Origin of the sequence: Duganella sp. 1411 (genome assembly GCF_017833525.1) — a bacterium.
GTDB lineage: Bacteria > Pseudomonadota > Gammaproteobacteria > Burkholderiales > Burkholderiaceae_D > Rugamonas.
On record NZ_JAFICD010000002.1, the window covers coordinates 493,397 to 509,397 of the forward strand.

The 16,001-nt window shown below is 69.2% G+C and carries 13 protein-coding genes; 6 read left to right on the forward strand and 7 right to left on the reverse strand.

Going from position 1 to position 16,001, the window contains the following annotated elements:
- Window positions 1–111 precede the first annotated feature (111 nt).
- The 3 genes from JOD97_RS13840 to JOD97_RS13850 all read right to left on the reverse strand — a co-directional run bounded on the left by JOD97_RS13840 (window position 112) and on the right by JOD97_RS13850 (window position 6,309).
- Complete coding sequence (locus JOD97_RS13840) at window positions 112–2,802, reverse strand: EAL domain-containing protein (protein ID WP_209718518.1); 2,691 nt, start codon at window positions 2,800–2,802, stop codon at window positions 112–114.
- Complete coding sequence (locus JOD97_RS13845) at window positions 2,799–3,272, reverse strand: phosphate ABC transporter substrate-binding protein (RefSeq protein WP_229264441.1); 474 nt, start codon at window positions 3,270–3,272, stop codon at window positions 2,799–2,801. Before JOD97_RS13845 ends, JOD97_RS13840 begins: the two co-directional genes overlap by 4 nt.
- Before the next feature lie 247 nt (window positions 3,273–3,519).
- Window positions 3,520–6,309, reverse strand: coding sequence for a PAS domain-containing protein (locus JOD97_RS13850; RefSeq protein ID WP_209718520.1), 2,790 nt, complete (start codon window positions 6,307–6,309; stop codon window positions 3,520–3,522).
- Window positions 6,310–6,449: 140 nt separating this feature from the next.
- Between JOD97_RS13850 and fur the strand changes: the two genes are divergently transcribed.
- Window positions 6,450–6,902, forward strand: coding sequence for a ferric iron uptake transcriptional regulator (fur, locus tag JOD97_RS13855; RefSeq protein ID WP_209718523.1), 453 nt, complete (start codon window positions 6,450–6,452; stop codon window positions 6,900–6,902).
- Here fur and JOD97_RS13860 read toward each other — a convergent pair.
- The gene (locus JOD97_RS13860) at window positions 6,865–7,260 is read right to left on the reverse strand and encodes a response regulator (protein ID WP_209718526.1); all 396 of its coding nucleotides are present in this window, start codon (window positions 7,258–7,260) and stop codon (window positions 6,865–6,867) included. The two genes, fur and JOD97_RS13860, sit on opposite strands and share 38 nt — an antisense overlap.
- A gap of 161 nt (window positions 7,261–7,421) precedes the next feature.
- Between JOD97_RS13860 and arr the strand changes: the two genes are divergently transcribed.
- Window positions 7,422–7,877: an NAD(+)--rifampin ADP-ribosyltransferase gene (gene arr, locus JOD97_RS13865; RefSeq protein WP_209718529.1), complete on the forward strand. Its 456-nt coding sequence runs from the start codon at window positions 7,422–7,424 to the stop codon at window positions 7,875–7,877.
- Between the two features lie 12 nt (window positions 7,878–7,889).
- Here arr and JOD97_RS13870 read toward each other — a convergent pair whose 3' ends face one another.
- The gene (locus JOD97_RS13870; RefSeq protein WP_209718532.1) at window positions 7,890–9,056 is read right to left on the reverse strand and encodes a mandelate racemase/muconate lactonizing enzyme family protein; all 1,167 of its coding nucleotides are present in this window, start codon (window positions 9,054–9,056) and stop codon (window positions 7,890–7,892) included.
- 93 nt (window positions 9,057–9,149) lie between these two features.
- Between JOD97_RS13870 and JOD97_RS13875 the strand changes: the two genes are divergently transcribed.
- Entirely contained in the window at window positions 9,150–10,046 is an 897-nt protein-coding gene (locus JOD97_RS13875) for a LysR family transcriptional regulator (protein WP_209718535.1), read from the forward strand.
- Window positions 10,047–10,077: 31 nt separating this feature from the next.
- Here JOD97_RS13875 and JOD97_RS13880 read toward each other — a convergent pair whose 3' ends face one another.
- The gene (locus JOD97_RS13880) at window positions 10,078–10,719 is read right to left on the reverse strand and encodes a response regulator transcription factor (RefSeq protein WP_209718538.1); all 642 of its coding nucleotides are present in this window, start codon (window positions 10,717–10,719) and stop codon (window positions 10,078–10,080) included.
- The gene (locus JOD97_RS13885) at window positions 10,706–11,761 is read right to left on the reverse strand and encodes a sensor histidine kinase (RefSeq protein ID WP_229264442.1); all 1,056 of its coding nucleotides are present in this window, start codon (window positions 11,759–11,761) and stop codon (window positions 10,706–10,708) included. Before JOD97_RS13885 ends, JOD97_RS13880 begins: the two co-directional genes overlap by 14 nt.
- A 212-nt stretch (window positions 11,762–11,973) precedes the next feature.
- Between JOD97_RS13885 and JOD97_RS13890 the strand changes: the two genes are divergently transcribed.
- The 3 genes from JOD97_RS13890 to JOD97_RS13900 are packed head-to-tail and all read left to right on the forward strand — an operon-like array spanning window position 11,974 to window position 15,997.
- On the forward strand, window positions 11,974–13,257 hold the full coding sequence (locus tag JOD97_RS13890) for a cytochrome c (protein ID WP_209718545.1): 1,284 nt from the start codon (window positions 11,974–11,976) through the stop codon (window positions 13,255–13,257).
- On the forward strand, window positions 13,254–13,751 hold the full coding sequence (locus JOD97_RS13895; RefSeq protein WP_209718548.1) for a (2Fe-2S)-binding protein: 498 nt from the start codon (window positions 13,254–13,256) through the stop codon (window positions 13,749–13,751). Before JOD97_RS13890 ends, JOD97_RS13895 begins: the two co-directional genes overlap by 4 nt.
- Window positions 13,748–15,997 carry a molybdopterin cofactor-binding domain-containing protein gene (locus JOD97_RS13900; protein WP_209718584.1) on the forward strand — a complete coding sequence of 750 codons (2,250 nt, stop codon included), beginning with the start codon at window positions 13,748–13,750 and terminating at the stop codon, window positions 15,995–15,997. The genes JOD97_RS13895 and JOD97_RS13900 overlap by 4 nt, the downstream gene beginning before the upstream one ends.
- Window positions 15,998–16,001 lie beyond the last annotated feature (4 nt).

The following is a 16,001-nucleotide window of genomic DNA, read 5'->3' on the forward strand; positions in this document are numbered from 1 at the left end:
GCGCGCCGCCGGACGGCCTTGTTTCACATCAAACGCGCGCCCGGACGGCGCGTGCGTGCCGCCGAGCAAGCGCGGGGCAACCGCTATAAATTGACCGCGATAAATTGGCTGTTATGAAGGCGCGCCCGCCAGCGCCGCCTGGTCGCCGCGCCGCGCCGCCGCCCGCGCCTCGCCGGCCGGGCGCGCCAGCAGCGCCGCCAGCGCCTCCGGCGGCAGCGGCTTGCTGAACAGATAGCCCTGCATCTCGTCGCAGCCGTTGTCGCGCAGGAAGCCGCGCTGCTGCTCGGTTTCCACGCCCTCGGCGATCACCCGCAGTTTGAGGCGGTGCGCCAGCTCGATGATGGAACTGGCGATGGCCTGGTCGCCGGCGCTGTGGGCCAGGTCGCGCACGAACGACTTGTCGATCTTGAGCGTGCTGATCGGAAACGACTTGAGCGCCGACAGGCTCGAATAGCCGGTGCCGAAATCGTCGATCGACAGCGACACGCCCATCGCCCGCAACTGCCCCATCTTCTCGATCGCCTGCGTCAGGTCGCGCATGATCACGCCCTCGGTCACCTCCAGCTCCAGCCAGCGCGGCGCCATGTCGCTGTCGGCCAGCGCCAGCGCCACGCGTTCGACCAGGCCGCGCTCCTCGAACTGGCGCGGCGAGACGTTGACCGAGATACGCAGCGGCGCCAGGCCGGCGTCCTGCCAGGCGCGGTTTTGCATGCACGCCGTGCGCAGCACCCACTCGCCCAGCGCGACGATCATGCCGCTTTCCTCGGCCAGCGGGATGAAGCGGTCCGGCCCGATCACCCCGTGTTCCGGATGCTCCCAGCGCACCAGCGCCTCGGCGCCGAAGATGCGCCCCGTGCGCAAATCCACCTTGGGCTGGTAGACCAGCCGGAACTGGCGCAGCTCGAGCGCCTGGCGCATGCCCTCGAGCAGCACCAGCTTCTGTTCGATCGCCACGTTCATCCCGCGCGCGTAAAACTGGCAGTTGTTCTTGCCCAGGTCCTTGGCGCGGTACATCGCCGCGTCGGCGTGCATCAGCAAGGTCTCGGCGTCGGCGCCGTCGTCCGGATAGACCGCCACGCCGATGCTGCAGCTGACCTGCACCTGCTGGCCGGCCACGCTGACCGGCTGCAGCACCGCCTCGCGCACCCGCTCCAGCAGCGCCGCCGCGCCGCCGTCGGCCGCGCCCAGCATCAGCACGAACTCGTCGCCGCCGAAGCGGCCCACGGTGTCGCCCGGACGCAGGCAGGCCGCCATGCGCCCGGCCACCACCTTGAGCAGGGCGTCGCCGGCGTTGTGGCCCAGGCCGTCGTTGACCAGTTTAAACCCGTCGAGGTCGAGGAAGGCCACCAGCACGGCGGGGGAAGGTTCGCGCGCGCCGGCCACCATCGCCTCGAGCCGCTCGGTGATGCGGATGCGGTTCGGCAGCCCGGTCAGGGTGTCGTGGTGGGCCAGGTGCTGCATGCGCTCCTCGGCCAGCTTGCGCTCGGTGATGTCGCGCACGATCGCCACGATGCCGCCCTCGACCGGCACCACCTGCTGGTGCAGCCAGTGCGCGCTCAGTTCGGGGATGTTGTTCTCCCACTCCTGCTCGTGCACGCCGCCGACCCGCGTCACGTGCACCAGGTGGGCGAACATGCCGTTCCCGCGCGCCAGCGGCACCAGGCGCAGCAAGGTGGTGCGGCACAGCCGCTCGCGGCTCACGCCGGTCATCTGTTCGGCGCGGCAGTTGGCGTCGATGATGCGGAAGTCGACGATCTCGCCCGTGCCGTCGCGCACCTCGCGCATGACGAAGAAGGCGTCCAGGCTGGCCGCCGACGCCGCCGCGTAGGTTTCCTGCGCGCGCCGCACCCCGGCGCGGTGGCGCGCGCCCTGCCACGACCACAGCCACAGCAAGCCGGTGGCCAGCGCCAGCGCCACGCTGGCCGCGCCGGCCTGCCACAGGGTCTCGCGGCGCTCGCGCTCGAAGCCGGCCATCTGTTCCTGCTCGTCGAGCCCGGCCACCACCTTCAGCGGCACGCCGTGCAGCTCGCTGGCGGCGCTGAAGCGGCGCACGCCGTCGAGCGGATGGGCCAGCGCCAGCGGCTGCGCCGGCGCCGCCTTCACCTCCAGGCGCTGGCCGAACGTGACCTTGTCGCCGATGCGCAGCGCGCGCACCACGCCGTCCGCGCCGACCAGCCCCAGCATGCCGCGCTCGCCCAGCCGGCCACGCTCGTAGCCGCTGGTGAAATACGCCGGATCGGTTTCGACGATGACGACGCCGGCGAAGTTGCCTTTTTCATCCTCGAGCCGGCGCGTGAAGTGCAGATGCCACTCGGTGTTGGCGATGTCGCGCGTCGGCTCGCCGACGTAGGTGGCGCCGCTGTCACGCTCCTGGTGGAATTTGAAGTAGCGCTGGTCGGCGACCGAAATGGCCAGCGCCTGCGGGCTGCTGGCGACGGTCATGCCGTCGCGGTCGACGATGGCGACCGAGAACACCATCCCCGACGGCAGCAGGCCCTCGCGGCCCAGCTCGGGCAGCGCGCCCAGCGGCCCGCGCCGCTCGACCGCGTACTTGAGCACGCGCAGCGTCTGGTCGATGCCGTCCAGGCCGCGCGCCACCTGCGCCTCGTACGTGCCCAGCGCCTCGCGCAGCGCGTCGGCGGCCGCCTCGCGGGCGCGGGCGCGCCCGACGTCGATCTCGTGCAGCGACAGCAGCCAGATCGCCACCAGCAGCAGCAACGCGAACAGCGGCAGCGAGATGTGCGTGTCGAGCCCGCGCCGCAGCCAGCGCGCGCGCCGGCTGTCGCCGTCCGGCGCCGTCACGGCGCCACCTCCAGCACCTTGACGCTGGCGTCGAGCGCGGCGCGCTCGATGTAGCCGATCATGGCCGGATTGTCGGCCACCATGCGCCGCACGGCGGCACTGGTGCGCAGCTCGCGCGGCGGCTGCGCGCGTCCGGTGAACACCATCTTGGTCCAGTAGGCCTTCATCTGCGCCGGCGACATGGCCGCGACGCGCTGATAAAAGGCGTCGCGCGGCGCGCTGGCCGGCGGCAGGTCCAGCGGCACCGCCTCGGCGCCGTCGGGAAAGCGGTCGGTCTGCGCCAGGAAGATCGCCGCCACCTGCTCGTGGCGCAGCGACGACAGCGGATTTTTGGCCGACACCACGATCACCGGATCGCGCGCGCCATCGTCGGCGCTGGCCGCGCCGGGCGCCGCCAGCCACGCGCACACTATCAGCAGCGACGCCGTCAGGCATCGCCCCACGGGCAACGGCAACAATCGATCGGTCATGCGTAATTCCTGTCTGTATTACCTGTGCGGCGCGATCGCCAGTACACAGGACGCGGGCGCGGGGCGCCGGCGACCACAGACGGGCGTCTGTTCTTCAGAATGGGAAGGCGGCCGGGGCGCGATCGCCGCACGGGGTGTCCCGCGACGAAAACTGCAACACGGCAACTTTAGATGAAGTAAAGCAATATACCAAGAAATCTATCCGAAAACCACTTTAATTTTAATAAAATTACATCAATAATGACCGTTAAACCACGTCCGCCAGCATCGCCATCAGCTTGTCGACGCTGAACGGCTTGAGCAACAGCTGCGCGCCCTCGAGCGGGAAGCGCGGATGCTGGCCGCTGGCGAAGATGATGCGCAGGCCGGGGCGCAGCGCCCGGGCGCGCGCGGCCAGCACCTCGCCGGACAAATCCGGCAGCGAGATATCGGTGATCATCACGTCCACCGCCGCCCCCTGCAGCAGCGCCAGCGCGGCGCCGGCGTCGGCCGCCGGCAACACCGCGTGTCCCAGCAGTTCGAGCAGCTCGGTGGTGGTCTCGCGCAGCTCGCGCTCGTCCTCCACCAGCACGATGCGCAGGCCGGCCGGCGCGGCCCCTTGCGCCCCTTGCGCCTCGGCGGGCGCCGGCGGCGCCGCCAGTCGCGCCGCGTGCTGGCGGTTGGCCAGCACGTGGCGCACCTTGCGCGCCAGCGCCTCGCGGGTGTACGGCTTGCCCAGCAAATCGACGCCGGCGTCGAGCCGGCCGCCGTGCACGATGGCGTTTTCGGTGTAGCCGGAGGTGAACAGCACGGCGATGTCCGGCAGCCGCTCGCGCGCCTTGCGCGCCAGCTCGGGGCTGCGCAGCGCGCCCGGCATCACCACGTCGGTGAACAGCAGGTCGATGCGCAGGCCGCTGTCGATGATGCTCAGCGCGGCGGCGGCGTCGCTGGCCTTGAGCACGCGGTAACCGAGCTCGCTGAGCAGCTCGACCACGGTGGCGCGCACGCCGTCGTCATCCTCGGCCACCAGGATGGTCTCCTGGCCGCCGACCACGGCGCGCATCTCCGGCGGCGCCGGCGCGTCCTCGACGTCGGTCGAACGGGGCAGGTACAGCTTGACCGTGGTGCCGCTACCGGGCTCGCTGTAGATCTTGACGTGGCCGCCCGACTGGCGCGCGAAGCCGTACACCATCGACAATCCCAGGCCGCTGCCCTTGCCTTCCGGCTTGGTCGAGAAGAACGGGTCGAACGCCTGCGCCAGCACCTCGGGGCTCATGCCGCTGCCGGTGTCGCTGATGGCGATCATCACGTACTGGCCGGCGGCCAGCTCCGGATGGCCGGCCGCGTAGTGGTCGTCCAGCATGGCGTTGCCCACCTCGATGGTCAGCTTGCCCACGCCGTCCATCGCGTCGCGCGCGTTGATGCACAGGTTGAGCACCGCGTTCTCCACCTGCGCGGTGTCGACCAGCGTGTTCCACAGGCCGCCCGAGATCACCGTCTCGACCTCGATCTCCTCGCCCAGGGTGCGGCGCAGCATGTCCTCCATGCCGGCGATGAAGCGGCCGATCTTGACCACCCGGGGATCGAGCGCCTGGCGCCGGCCGAACGCCAGCAGGTAGCTGGCCAGCTTGGCGCCGCGCGTGACGCCGGCCAGCGCGTTGTCGAGCCGCTTCTCGGCGCGCGCGTTGCCCTTGACGTCGGCGCCGAGAAGCTGCAGGTTGCCGGAGATGACCTGCAGCAGATTGTTGAAGTCGTGCGCCACGCCGCCGGTCAGCTTGCCGATCGCCTCCATCTTCTGCGACTGCTGCAGCGCCGCCGCCGTGCGCCGCATCTCGTCGGCCGCCGCCCGCTCGGCCGTCATGTCGCGCCCCACCGCGTGCACGAAGCGCTCGTCGGGCACCGCCGTCCACGACAGGATGGCGTGGCCGCCGCCCTTGCGTAGCGTGCGGTTCTCGAACTTGAAGGTGTGCCGGCCCTCGGCCAGCGCCGCCATCTCGGCGCGCGAGGCGGCCATGTCGTCGGGGTGGACCAGGTTGTACAGCGAGGTGCCGACCACCTCGGCCTCCTCCCATCCCAGCAGGCGGGTGAAGGCCGGGTTGACGGCGGCCACCCAGCCGTCCAAGGTGACCACCAGCATGACGTCGGTCGAATAGCGCCACATGCGGTCGCGCTCGGCGGTGCGCTCGGCCACCTGCTGCTGCAGCTTGTAGGCGGTCGATTTCTGGTCCTCGATGTCGGTGCTGGTGCCGACCCAGCGCTGCACCACGCCGTGGTCGTCGACGATCGGCAAGGCGCGCACCAGGTGCCAGCGGTAGATGCCGTCGGCGCGGCGGATCCGGTATTCGGTCTCGAAGGTGCGCCCGCTCGCCACCGACCCGGCCCAGGCCCCGGTGGCCGCCGGCAGGTCGTCCGGATGGACGATGTCGGCCCAGCGCTCGCCGTTCAACTGGCCCGGCTCGGTGCCGGAATAGCGGTACACCTGGTCGTTGAACCAGTCGAGCGCGCCGCCGGCGTCGGCCGCCCACACCTGGCTCGGGATGGTCTGCGACAAGGTGCGGAAGGTGTTCTCGCTGGCGCGCAGCAGGTTCTCAGCCATGACCTTGCCGGTGGTCTCGATCACCAGCACCATCACGCCGACCGGCGTGCCCTCCTCGTCGAGCACCGGCGAGTAGTCCAGGTTCATCCAGATCTGTTCCGGCCCGCCGTTGCGGTTGACGGTCAGCTGCTGGTCCTTGTAGACCAGCGTGCGCCCGGCCAGGCCGACCTTGATCACATGGTCGTTGAAGTCGGCGATCTCCGGCCACGCCTCGCGCACGTTGGCGCCCAGCGACATCGGATGGCGGCCGCCGGCGAACACCGCATAGCCGTCGTTGTAGATCATCACCCCCTCCTCGCGCATCAGCAGCACGATCGGCAGGGTCGAGCGCAGCACCAGCGCCACCGTCGTCCGCAGCGACTGCGGCCAGGCGTCGATCGCGCCGAGCGCGGTCCCGCTCCAGTCGTGGGCAGCGATGAGGGTCGCGAGCTGGCCGCCGCCTTGCAGAAAGGGATAAGTCACAATGTCCGGAATATAAATGTTGTTCTGGAATTATAGTTTGTCCTGAACATAAAAAGGCGGCGCGCACGTCAATACTTCATTGCCAAAGAAATAAAATCCGGATATAGTGCGAATAAGAATCATTATCATTAGAGAGGCGCATGGATATCCCTCAAGAATTGCGCAAGCTGGGCCTGAAGGCCACCCTGCCCCGTCTGCGCATCCTGCAATTGTTCCAGGAATCGAAAAGCAAGCATCTGAACGCGGACGACGTCTACCGCCTGCTGCACGACGAAAACATCGACATGGGGCTGGCCACCGTGTACCGGGTGCTGATGCAGTTCGCCGACGCCGGCATCCTGATCCGCCGCCACTTCGAATCGGTGGCCTCGGTGTTCGAGCTGAATGAAGGCGGCCACCACGACCACCTGATCTGCACCAACTGCGGCAAGATGGAGGAATTCCTCGACGCCGAAATCGAGCTGCGCCAGGAGGCGGTGGCCAGGGAGCGCAATTTCGTGCTGCACGAGCACTCGCTGTCGCTGTACGGGTTTTGCGGCGACTGCGCCGACAACATCAACCCGGCGGCGGCACGGAAGCTGCGGCGTTCCTGAGGCAGCCCAGCAGCTGGCTGGCGTCGAACGGTTTGCTCAGGAAGCAGCAGGCGCCGCCCTGCAGCGCGCGTTTGCGCAGCGCCTCCTCGGGAAAGGCCGTCATCAAGATCAGCGGCAGCGCGTTGCCTTGGCGGCGCAACTGTTCCAGCAGCTCGATGCCGCTCATGCCGGGCATCTGCAGGTCGGTGATGATGCAATGGCACTGGTCGAGCGCGGCGCCGCCCAGCAGCGCCTGGGCCGAGTCGTAGGCCTGCGCCGCGTAGCCGTAGGAGCGCAGCAGGCTGCTGAGGCCGACGCGCACCGCGTCGTCGTCGTCGACGATGGCGATATTGCAAAAATTTGGTTCCGGATCAGACACTGGTGCTCCCATGTTCGAACGGCGCCTCGCGGCCGCCCTGCGCATGGTGGAACAATACAGGCTCGCGGGCGATGGCGACATCATACGAGGGTATAGGTGCGGCGCCGTGGCCCCGCCGGATGGGTTACAGTCTCGAAACCACACTTTCAGGAGGGGCGCGCATGAGCGATCCGGATTGGAAACCGGTCACGCACGACAGCTGCGGCGACGTGCAAGGACCTTTTTACCACGGCACCAAATACCGCCTGCAACCGGGCGAGCTGCTGGTGCCGGGCTACGCCTCCAACTTCGAGGCGGGGCGGATCTCGAACAATGTGTACTTCTCGGCCCTGCTGGAGCCGGCCGTGTGGGGCGCGGAGCTGGCCACCGCGCTGGCCGGGGTGGCGGAGCGCGGCCACATCTACATCGTCGAGCCGACCGGCCCCTTCGAGGACGCCCCCAACCTGACCAACAAGCGCTTCGCCGGCAATCCCACCCGGTCGTACCGCACGCGCCAGCCGGTCCGCATTGTCGCCGAGGTGGAGGACTGGGCCGGGCATCCGCCGGAAGTGCTGCAGCAAATGCTCGACGGCCTCAGGGAAAAAATGCGCCAGGGCCTGGCCCCGATCGAGGACTAGCGCCGGTAAACACTACTCGGCCAGCTTGACCATCTCCCGATACAGGTCGGCCTTGCCTTCGAAACCGATGCCCGGCAACTCCGGCAGCAGGATGTGGCCGTTTTCGACCTGGACGCCGTCCGGGAAGCCGCCGTAGGGCTGGAACAGGTCGGGATAGGATTCGTTGCCGCCCAGGCCCAGGCCGGCCGCGATGTTGAGCGACATCTGGTGGCCGCCGTGCGGGATGCAGCGTTTCGGCGACCAGCCGTGCTCGCGCAGCATGTCGAGCGTGCGCAGGTACTCGACCAGGCCGTAGCTCAGCGCGCAATCGAATTGTAGCCAGTCGCGGTCGGCGCGCATGCCGCCGTAGCGGATCAGGTTGCGCGCGTCCTGCATCGAGAACAGGTCCTCGCCGGTGGCCATCGGGTTCTTATAGTAGTTGCGCAGCGTCGCCTGCAGCTCGAAGTCGAGCGGATCGCCCGGCTCCTCGTACCAGAACAAGTCGTATTGCGACAGCGCCTTGGCGTAGGCGATGGCGGTGTCGAGGTCGAAGCGGCCGTTGGCGTCGACCGCCAGCTTCTGGCCGTCCTGCAGCACGCTGAGCACCGAATCGATGCGGCGCAGGTCCTCGTCGAGCGAGGCGCCGCCGATCTTCTTCTTGACCACCGTGTAGCCGCGGTCGATGTAGCTGCGCATTTCGTCCTTCAGCTTGTCGTGGCTCTGGCCCGGGTAGTAGTAGCCGCCGGCGGCGTAGACGAAGATGTCGCGGTCCGGCGTCCCGTCGCCATAGCGGTCGGCCAGCAGCTGGAACAGCGGCTTGCCCTCGATCTTGGCCACCGCGTCCCACACCGCCATGTCGATGGTGCCGATCGCCACCGACCGCTCGCCGTGCCCGCCCGGCTTCTCGTTGGTGAACATGCACTGCCAGATCTTGTGCGGGTCGAGATTGGCGCCGCTGTCGTCGACCAGGCTGGCCGGATCGGCCTCCAGCACGCGCGGGATGAAGCGCTCGCGCATCAGCTTGCCCTGGCCGTAGCGGCCGTTCGAATTGAAACCGTAGCCGATCACCGGCTTGCCGTCGCGCACGACGTCGGTCACGACCGCGACCAGGCTCAACGTCATCTTGCTGAAATCGATGTAGGCGTTGCGGATCGGGGAACTGATCGGGACGGTCTTTTCGCGGATGTCGATGATTTTCATGGGAGGTCTCCAGGATGGAAAAGGTATGGAGCAAGCTTACTCTTAGAATGCGGCGGTATAATGACCTCGAATTTAAACCACTATTAACTTCAAGTGAAAATTGAGACCGCCCCCGACCTGGTGTTCTTCGTGCTGCTGGCCAAGCTCGGCAGCATGTCGGCCACCGCCCGCGAGCTGGGCGTGACGCCGCCGGCCGTCACCAAGCGCCTGATGACGATCGAGCAGCGCCTGGGGGTGCGGCTGATCAACCGCACCACGCGCCGGCTCAGCCTCACCGGCGAGGGCGAGAGCTACCTGGCCCAGGCCAGCCAGATCCTCGACAGCATCCGCGAGATGGAGGAGTCGGTGTCGAGCGCCCGCGCCGAGCCCAAAGGCCTGCTGCGGGTGAACGCCACGCCGGGATTCGGCCGCACCACGATCGCGCCGCTGGTATCGCGTTTCGCGCACGACCATCCGCAGGTGGAGGTGCAGCTGCAGTTGACCGACCGGCCGATCGGCCTGGTCGAGGAAGCCTACGACCTGGCGATCCGTTTCGGCGAACTGCCGGACAGCCGCCTGAGCGCGCGCAAGCTGATGTCGAACAAACGCTTCCTGTGCGCTTCGCCGGCCTACCTGAGCGCCGCCGGCGAGCCGCGCACGCCGCGCGAGCTGCACCTGCACCGCTGTATCCTGCATCGGCAGAACGACGACGCCTACGGGACGTGGCGACTGCTGAAGGGACAGACGGAGGAACTGGTCAAGGTCAGGGGCGCCGTGTCGAGCAACGACGGCGACGTCGTGTTGAACTGGGCGCTGGAAGGCCACGGCATCGTGCAGCGGTCGGAATGGGACGCGGCCAAATATCTGGCCAGCGGACGCCTGAAGGAGATCATGCCGGGCTACACGCTGCCGCCCGCCGACCTGTATGTCTATTACCTCAGCCGGCGGCATTTGCCCGCCAAGGTGCGGGCGTTCATCGATTTTCTGGCTGCCGAATTCAAGGCCGCCTGAACACCGCCGGCGCCGCCGGCGCGGATCGCGCTCAGGCCAGGCCCAGCGCCTCGGCCATGCGCACCAGATCGGCGAAGGTCTTGGCCTGCATTTTGCGCATCGCGTTGCCACGGTGGATCTTGACGGTGATTTCGCTGGTGCCCACCTCGCCGGCGATCTGCTTGTTCATCAACCCGCGCGCCGCCAGCGCCATGATCTCGCGCTCGCGCGGCGTCAGGCTGTCGTAGCGCGCCGTCAGTTCCCGCAGCGCGCCGTCGCGCTGGCGCCGCGCGCGGTCGGCGCGCAGCGCGGCGTCGATGGCGTCGAGCAGCTCCTGGTCGCGGAACGGCTTGGCCAGGAAATCGATGGCCCCGGCCTTCATGGCCCGCACCGACATCGGAATGTCGCCATGGCCGGTCATGAAGATGATCGGCAGCGCCACGCCGTCGCGCCGCAGATCGGCCTGGAAATCGAGGCCGCTGACGCCCTCCAGCCGCACATCGAGCAGCAGGCAGCTGGTGACGTCGGCGCGCTCTCCGGCCAGGAACTCGGCCACCGACGCGTACGCGCCGACGCGCATGCCCACCGAGCGCAAAAGGCTGGAGATGGCCGCGCGCAGCGGCGCCTCGTCGTCGACGATGTAGATCAGCGTTTCCGCATAGTCGATGGGGTCGATGGAGTCAGTCTGGGTCATACGCTGGCAGGGAGAAGGTGATGGTGGCGCCGGGCAGGCCGCTATCCGGCGCCGGCTGGCCGGCCCAGATACGGCCGCCGTGGGTCTCGATGATGGAACGGCAGATCGGCAATCCCATGCCCATGCCGTCCTCCTTGGTGCTGTAGAAGGCCTCGAACAGGCGCGGCGCGGCGTCGGCGGCGATGCCCGGGCCGGAGTCGCTCACGCTCAGTTGCGCGGCGCCGTCGTCGGCCAGCCGCGTGTGCAGCACCAGCAGCGCCCGGCCGGGCGTGCCGGCGGCCATGGCCTGGGTGGCGTTCATCAGCAGGTTGATGATCACCTGCTGCAGCTGCACGCGGTCGCCGCACACCGGCGGCAACCCGGGCGCCAGGTCCAGGGTCAGCGCCACGCCATGGGTGTTGAGTTCGCGCCGCACCAGGTCCACGCTCTCCTCGGCCACGGCGTTCAGGTCCAGCACCGCGTGCTGCGGATCGCTGCGGCGCGCCAGCGCGCGGATGCGCTTGATCACGCCGGTGGCGCGGGCGCTCGCCTCCAGTATGCTGGCGACCGTGGCGCGCGCCTCGGCCAGGTCGGGCTGCGGACGGTTGATCCAGCGCAGACAGGCCTCGCCGTTGGTGGAGATCGCCGCCAGCGGCTGGTTGACCTCGTGCGCGATGGAGGCCGCCAGTTCGCCCAGCATCGTCACCCGGGTGGCGTGCGCCAGCTGCACCCGGGCGCTGTGCAGCGCCTGTTCGCGCGCCAGCAGCGCGTTGGTGGCACTCAGCCCGCGTAGCGTCAGGAACGAGGTGATGCCGATGGCCAGCAGGCCAACCATCATGCGGCCGGCGGCGGCGCCGGAAAACACCACCGTGTGCGTCAGCAGATAGGACCCGACCGTCAGCGCCAGGCAGATGCCGGTGACCAGCAGCACGCCGCGCCGCTGCCACACGCTGGCCGACAGCATCACCACCACCACGTACATCACGGCCACCGCCATGTCCAGCGGCGTGAAGGTGTCCACCGCGAAGATCAACAGCGTCACGCAGATTAACAACCCAGACAACCAGGGAGTGCTCGGTACCCGGAACATGCTGTCCTTGTAGATGATGAAATTGGCAATCTTGCCGATTATAGTGGGAATTGGGAGGCCCGCGTCCTGTACTCAAGATAGGTTTTTGTTCTTTTTGCGCCCTGCCCTGCCTTTCGAAAGGTTACAAGCTAAGAGCCCGGTGGCACATTGGCGGTCGTGACAAATGCCCAACATCGGGAGCGAGCATGAAGAAAACAACACGGAGGTGGGTCGCGGCCGGCGTTGCCGCGCTGGCCGCCGGCGCGGCCGCGGCGGCGTGGGTGGTGCAACCCGCGCTGGCCCCGGTCGCGCCGCGCGCCGCCGGCCAGTTCGACACCGCCAGCGTCGCGCGCGGCGCCCGCATCGTCGCCGTCGGCGATTGCATGGTCTGCCACACGGCCGCCGGCGGCCGGCCGTACGCCGGCGGCCTGCCGCTGCGCACGCCCTTCGGCACCATCTACACCACCAACATCACGCCGGACACGGCGACCGGCATCGGCAACTGGTCGCTGGAAGCGTTCACCCGCGCGTTGCGGCGCGGCGTGGCCCGCGACGGCCATCTGCTGTACCCGGCCTTCCCCTACATTCACTACACCCGCCTGACCGACGCCGACATCGGCGACGCCTACGCCTATTTGATGACGCGCGCGCCGGTACAGGCCAAGGCGCCCGACAACCAACTGGTTTTCCCGCTCGGCTTCCGGCCATTGCTGGCGGGCTGGAACCTGCTGTACCTGCGCCCCGGGCCGAAGCCGGACGACAGCGCCCGTGGCGCCGAATGGAACCGCGGCCGCTATCTGGTCGATGGCGCCGGCCATTGTGCCTCGTGCCACAGCAAGCTCGATCCGATCGGCGGCGAGCGCAGCCCCGCCTTCGGGGGCGGCAATATCGACGGCTGGGACGCGCCCGCGCTGACCGCGCTGCTGCGCGCGCCCAAGCCATGGAGCGCCGAACAACTGGCGCTGTATCTGCGCCATGGCTGGTCGCCGGAACACGGCGCCGCCGCCGGCCCGATGGCGCCCGTCGCCCACAGCCTGTCGCTGGTGCCGCCCGAAGACGTCAAGGCGATGGCCACCTACCTGATGTCGCTGCAGGATGCGGCCGCGCCCTCCACGCCGCCACCGGCGGCCGGCGCCAAGGACGGCGCCGACGCCGCCCGCATCCGCCAGGGCGGCACGCTGTTCGCCGGCGCCTGCGCCGGCTGTCACAGCGAGGCCGCGCCGATGATGGTGGCCGGCGGCCGCCCGCCACTGGGCCTGAGCAGCGCCGTCGCCGGCCCCCGTCCCGACAACCTGATACAAATCGTGCTGGCCGGCGTGCCCTGGTCGGCATCGCGCTCGGCCACCTTCATGCCGGCGTTCGCGGCCTCGCTCGACGACGCGCAGATCGCCAGCATCGCCGCCTACGTGCGCGCCGACATCGGCAAGCGCGCGCCGTGGCCGCAACTCGAGCGGCGCGTCACCGAGATTCGCAAGGAGAACCAGCCATGAGCACCCTCACCGTCAACGGCGTCACCCACACGCTCGACATCGATCCCTCCACGCCGCTGCTGTACGCGCTGCGCAACCAGCTGGAACTGAACGGCGCCAAATTCGGCTGCGGCCTTGGCCAGTGCGGCGCCTGCACCGTGCTGCTGGACGACCAGCCGGTGTTCGGCTGCCTGACCCCGGTGGCCGCCTGCGAAGGACGGCGCGTGCGCACCATCGAAAGCCTGGGCGACGCCGCCCATCCCGGGCCGCTGCAGGCGTCCTTCATCAAGCATCAGGCGGCGCAATGCGGCTACTGCATCGCCGGCATGGTGATGCGCGCGCAAGCCCTGCTCGAGCAGAATCCGCAGCCCAGCACCGCGCAGATCCGCGCCCACATGGAACCGAACCTGTGCCGCTGCGGCACGCACATGCGCATCCTCGCCGCCATCGGCGAAGTGGCGGCCGCGCGCCGGGTCGCCCCCTTGGAGCGCAAGGCGCCGGGAGCCAAGCCATGACGGCCCGCCCGGCCGCATCCGGCACCATCGACCCGCTGCGCCGCGCCACGCTGCGCGCCGGCGCCCTGGTGCTGGGATTCTCGCTGCTGCCACGGCCCGCGCGCGCCGAATTCAACGCCATGGGCGTGCCGCCGGTGGCCAACCAGGCGCTGGCCGGCAGCCTGAAAAGAACGCCGATGCTGGACGCCTGGATCAGGATCGCCGCCGACGGCAGGGTCACCGTTTTCACCGGCAAGGTCGAACTGGGCACCGGCGTGCGCACCGCGCTGCTGCAGATCGCCGCCGAACAGCTGGACGTGGCGCCGGCCGCGATCGACTTCATCACCGGCGACACCGGCCGCACGCCCAACGAAGGCTACACCGCCGGCAGCCACACCATCGCCGACAGCGGCACCGCCCTGCTGCACGCCGCCGCCCAGGTGCGCGCGCTGGTGGTGCAAGGCGCGGCGGCGCAATGGAAAGTGGCGCCGGATATCCTCTCAACCCGTGCCGGCACGGTCATCGCGCCGGACGGACGCAACATGCACTACGGCCTGGCGCTGCGCGGCGTCGACCTGCACCGCGCAGCGCGGGTCAAGTCGCCGCTGAAGGACGCCGGCGCCTACACCGTGATCGGCGCCTCGCTGCCGCGCGTCGACATCCCGGCCAAGCTGACCGGCGGCGCCAGCTACGTGCAGGACATGCGCCTGCCGCACATGGTGCACGCGCGCGTGGTGCGTCCGCCGGCCTATGGCGCGCGCCTGCTGTCGGCCGACGTCAAGGCCGCGCAGCGCATGGCGGGCGTGCTCAAGGTGCTGGTCGACGGCGACTACCTGGCCGTCGTCGCCGCCGACGAATGGCAGGCGATCCTGGCGATGCGCGTGCTGTCGGCTGGCGCCAAATGGTCCAGGGGCGCGGCGCTGCCGGCCGCCGACACCATCCACGCCACCTTGCGCGCGCTGCCGGCGCAGGACATCGTGGTCGACGACCGGCGCGCGCCCCGCTCCGCCGCCGTCACCACCATCAAAAACCGCTACACCAAACAATATGTGCTGCACGGCTCGATAGGCCCGTCATGCTCGGTGGCGCTGCTGGACGGCGGCCGGCTGACGGTGTGGACGCACACACAGGGCGTCTACCCGCTGCGCGCGGCCATCGCCGAAATGCTGTCCATGCCGCCCGACGCGGTGCGCTGCATCCACACCGAGAGCGCCGGCTGCTACGGCCAGAATGGCGCCGACGACGTCGCGGCCGACGCCGCGCTGATAGCACGCGCCATGCCCGGCCGGCCGGTGCGGGTGCAGCTGATGCGCGACCAGGAAAACCAGTGGGAGCCGTACGCTCCGGCCATGAACACGGAGGTCAGCGCGTCGCTCGACGCCGGCGGCAGGATCTGCGACTGGCACTACGAATTGTGGAGCGGTTCGCACAACGAGCGCCCGGGCAACGCCGGCAAGCTGATACCGGCGCAACTGCTGGCCAAGCCGTTCACGCCCAGCCCCTCGCTGCCGATGCCGATGCCCGAGGGTGGCGGCGACCGCAACGCCGTGCCGCTGTACGCGTTCGCCAACTCGAAGGTGATCAATCATTTCCTGCCCGTGACGCCGCTGCGCACCTCGGCCATGCGCTCTCTGGGCGCCCACATCAACCTGTTCGCCATCGAGGGCATGATGGACGAACTGGCGGCGGCGGCCCGCGCCGATCCGGTCGAGTTCCGGCTGCGCCATCTGGAGGACTCGCGCGCGCGCGACGTGATCCGCGCCGCCGCGTCGAAATTCGGGTGGGAACGGCGCGAGCGCCAGCGCCGCCGCGACCATGGCTTCGGCTTCGCCTTCGGCCAGTACAAGAACCTGATGGCGTATGTCGCGCTGGCGGTCGAGATCCGCGTCGAGCGCAGCACCGGCGGCGTCCATATCGTGCGGGTGGCGGCGGCGGTCGATTGCGGCCAGGGCGTGAACCCCGACGGCATCCGCAACCAGATCGAGGGCGGCATCCTGCAGTCGGCCAGCTGGACGCTGTACGAACGGCTGCAGTTCGGGCCGGACGGCATCGCCAGCATCGACTGGGCCAGCTATCCGATCATGCGCTACTCGAACGTGCCGGCCAAGGTCGAGGTGGTGCTGATCGACCGCCCGGGCGCGCCCTTCCTGGGCGTGGCCGAAGCGGCCCAGGGGCCGATGGCGGGCGCGCTGGGCAACGCGCTGGCCGACGCCACCGGCAAACGCTGGCACGATCTGCCGCTGGCGGGACCGCACTTGATGGCGTGAGCGG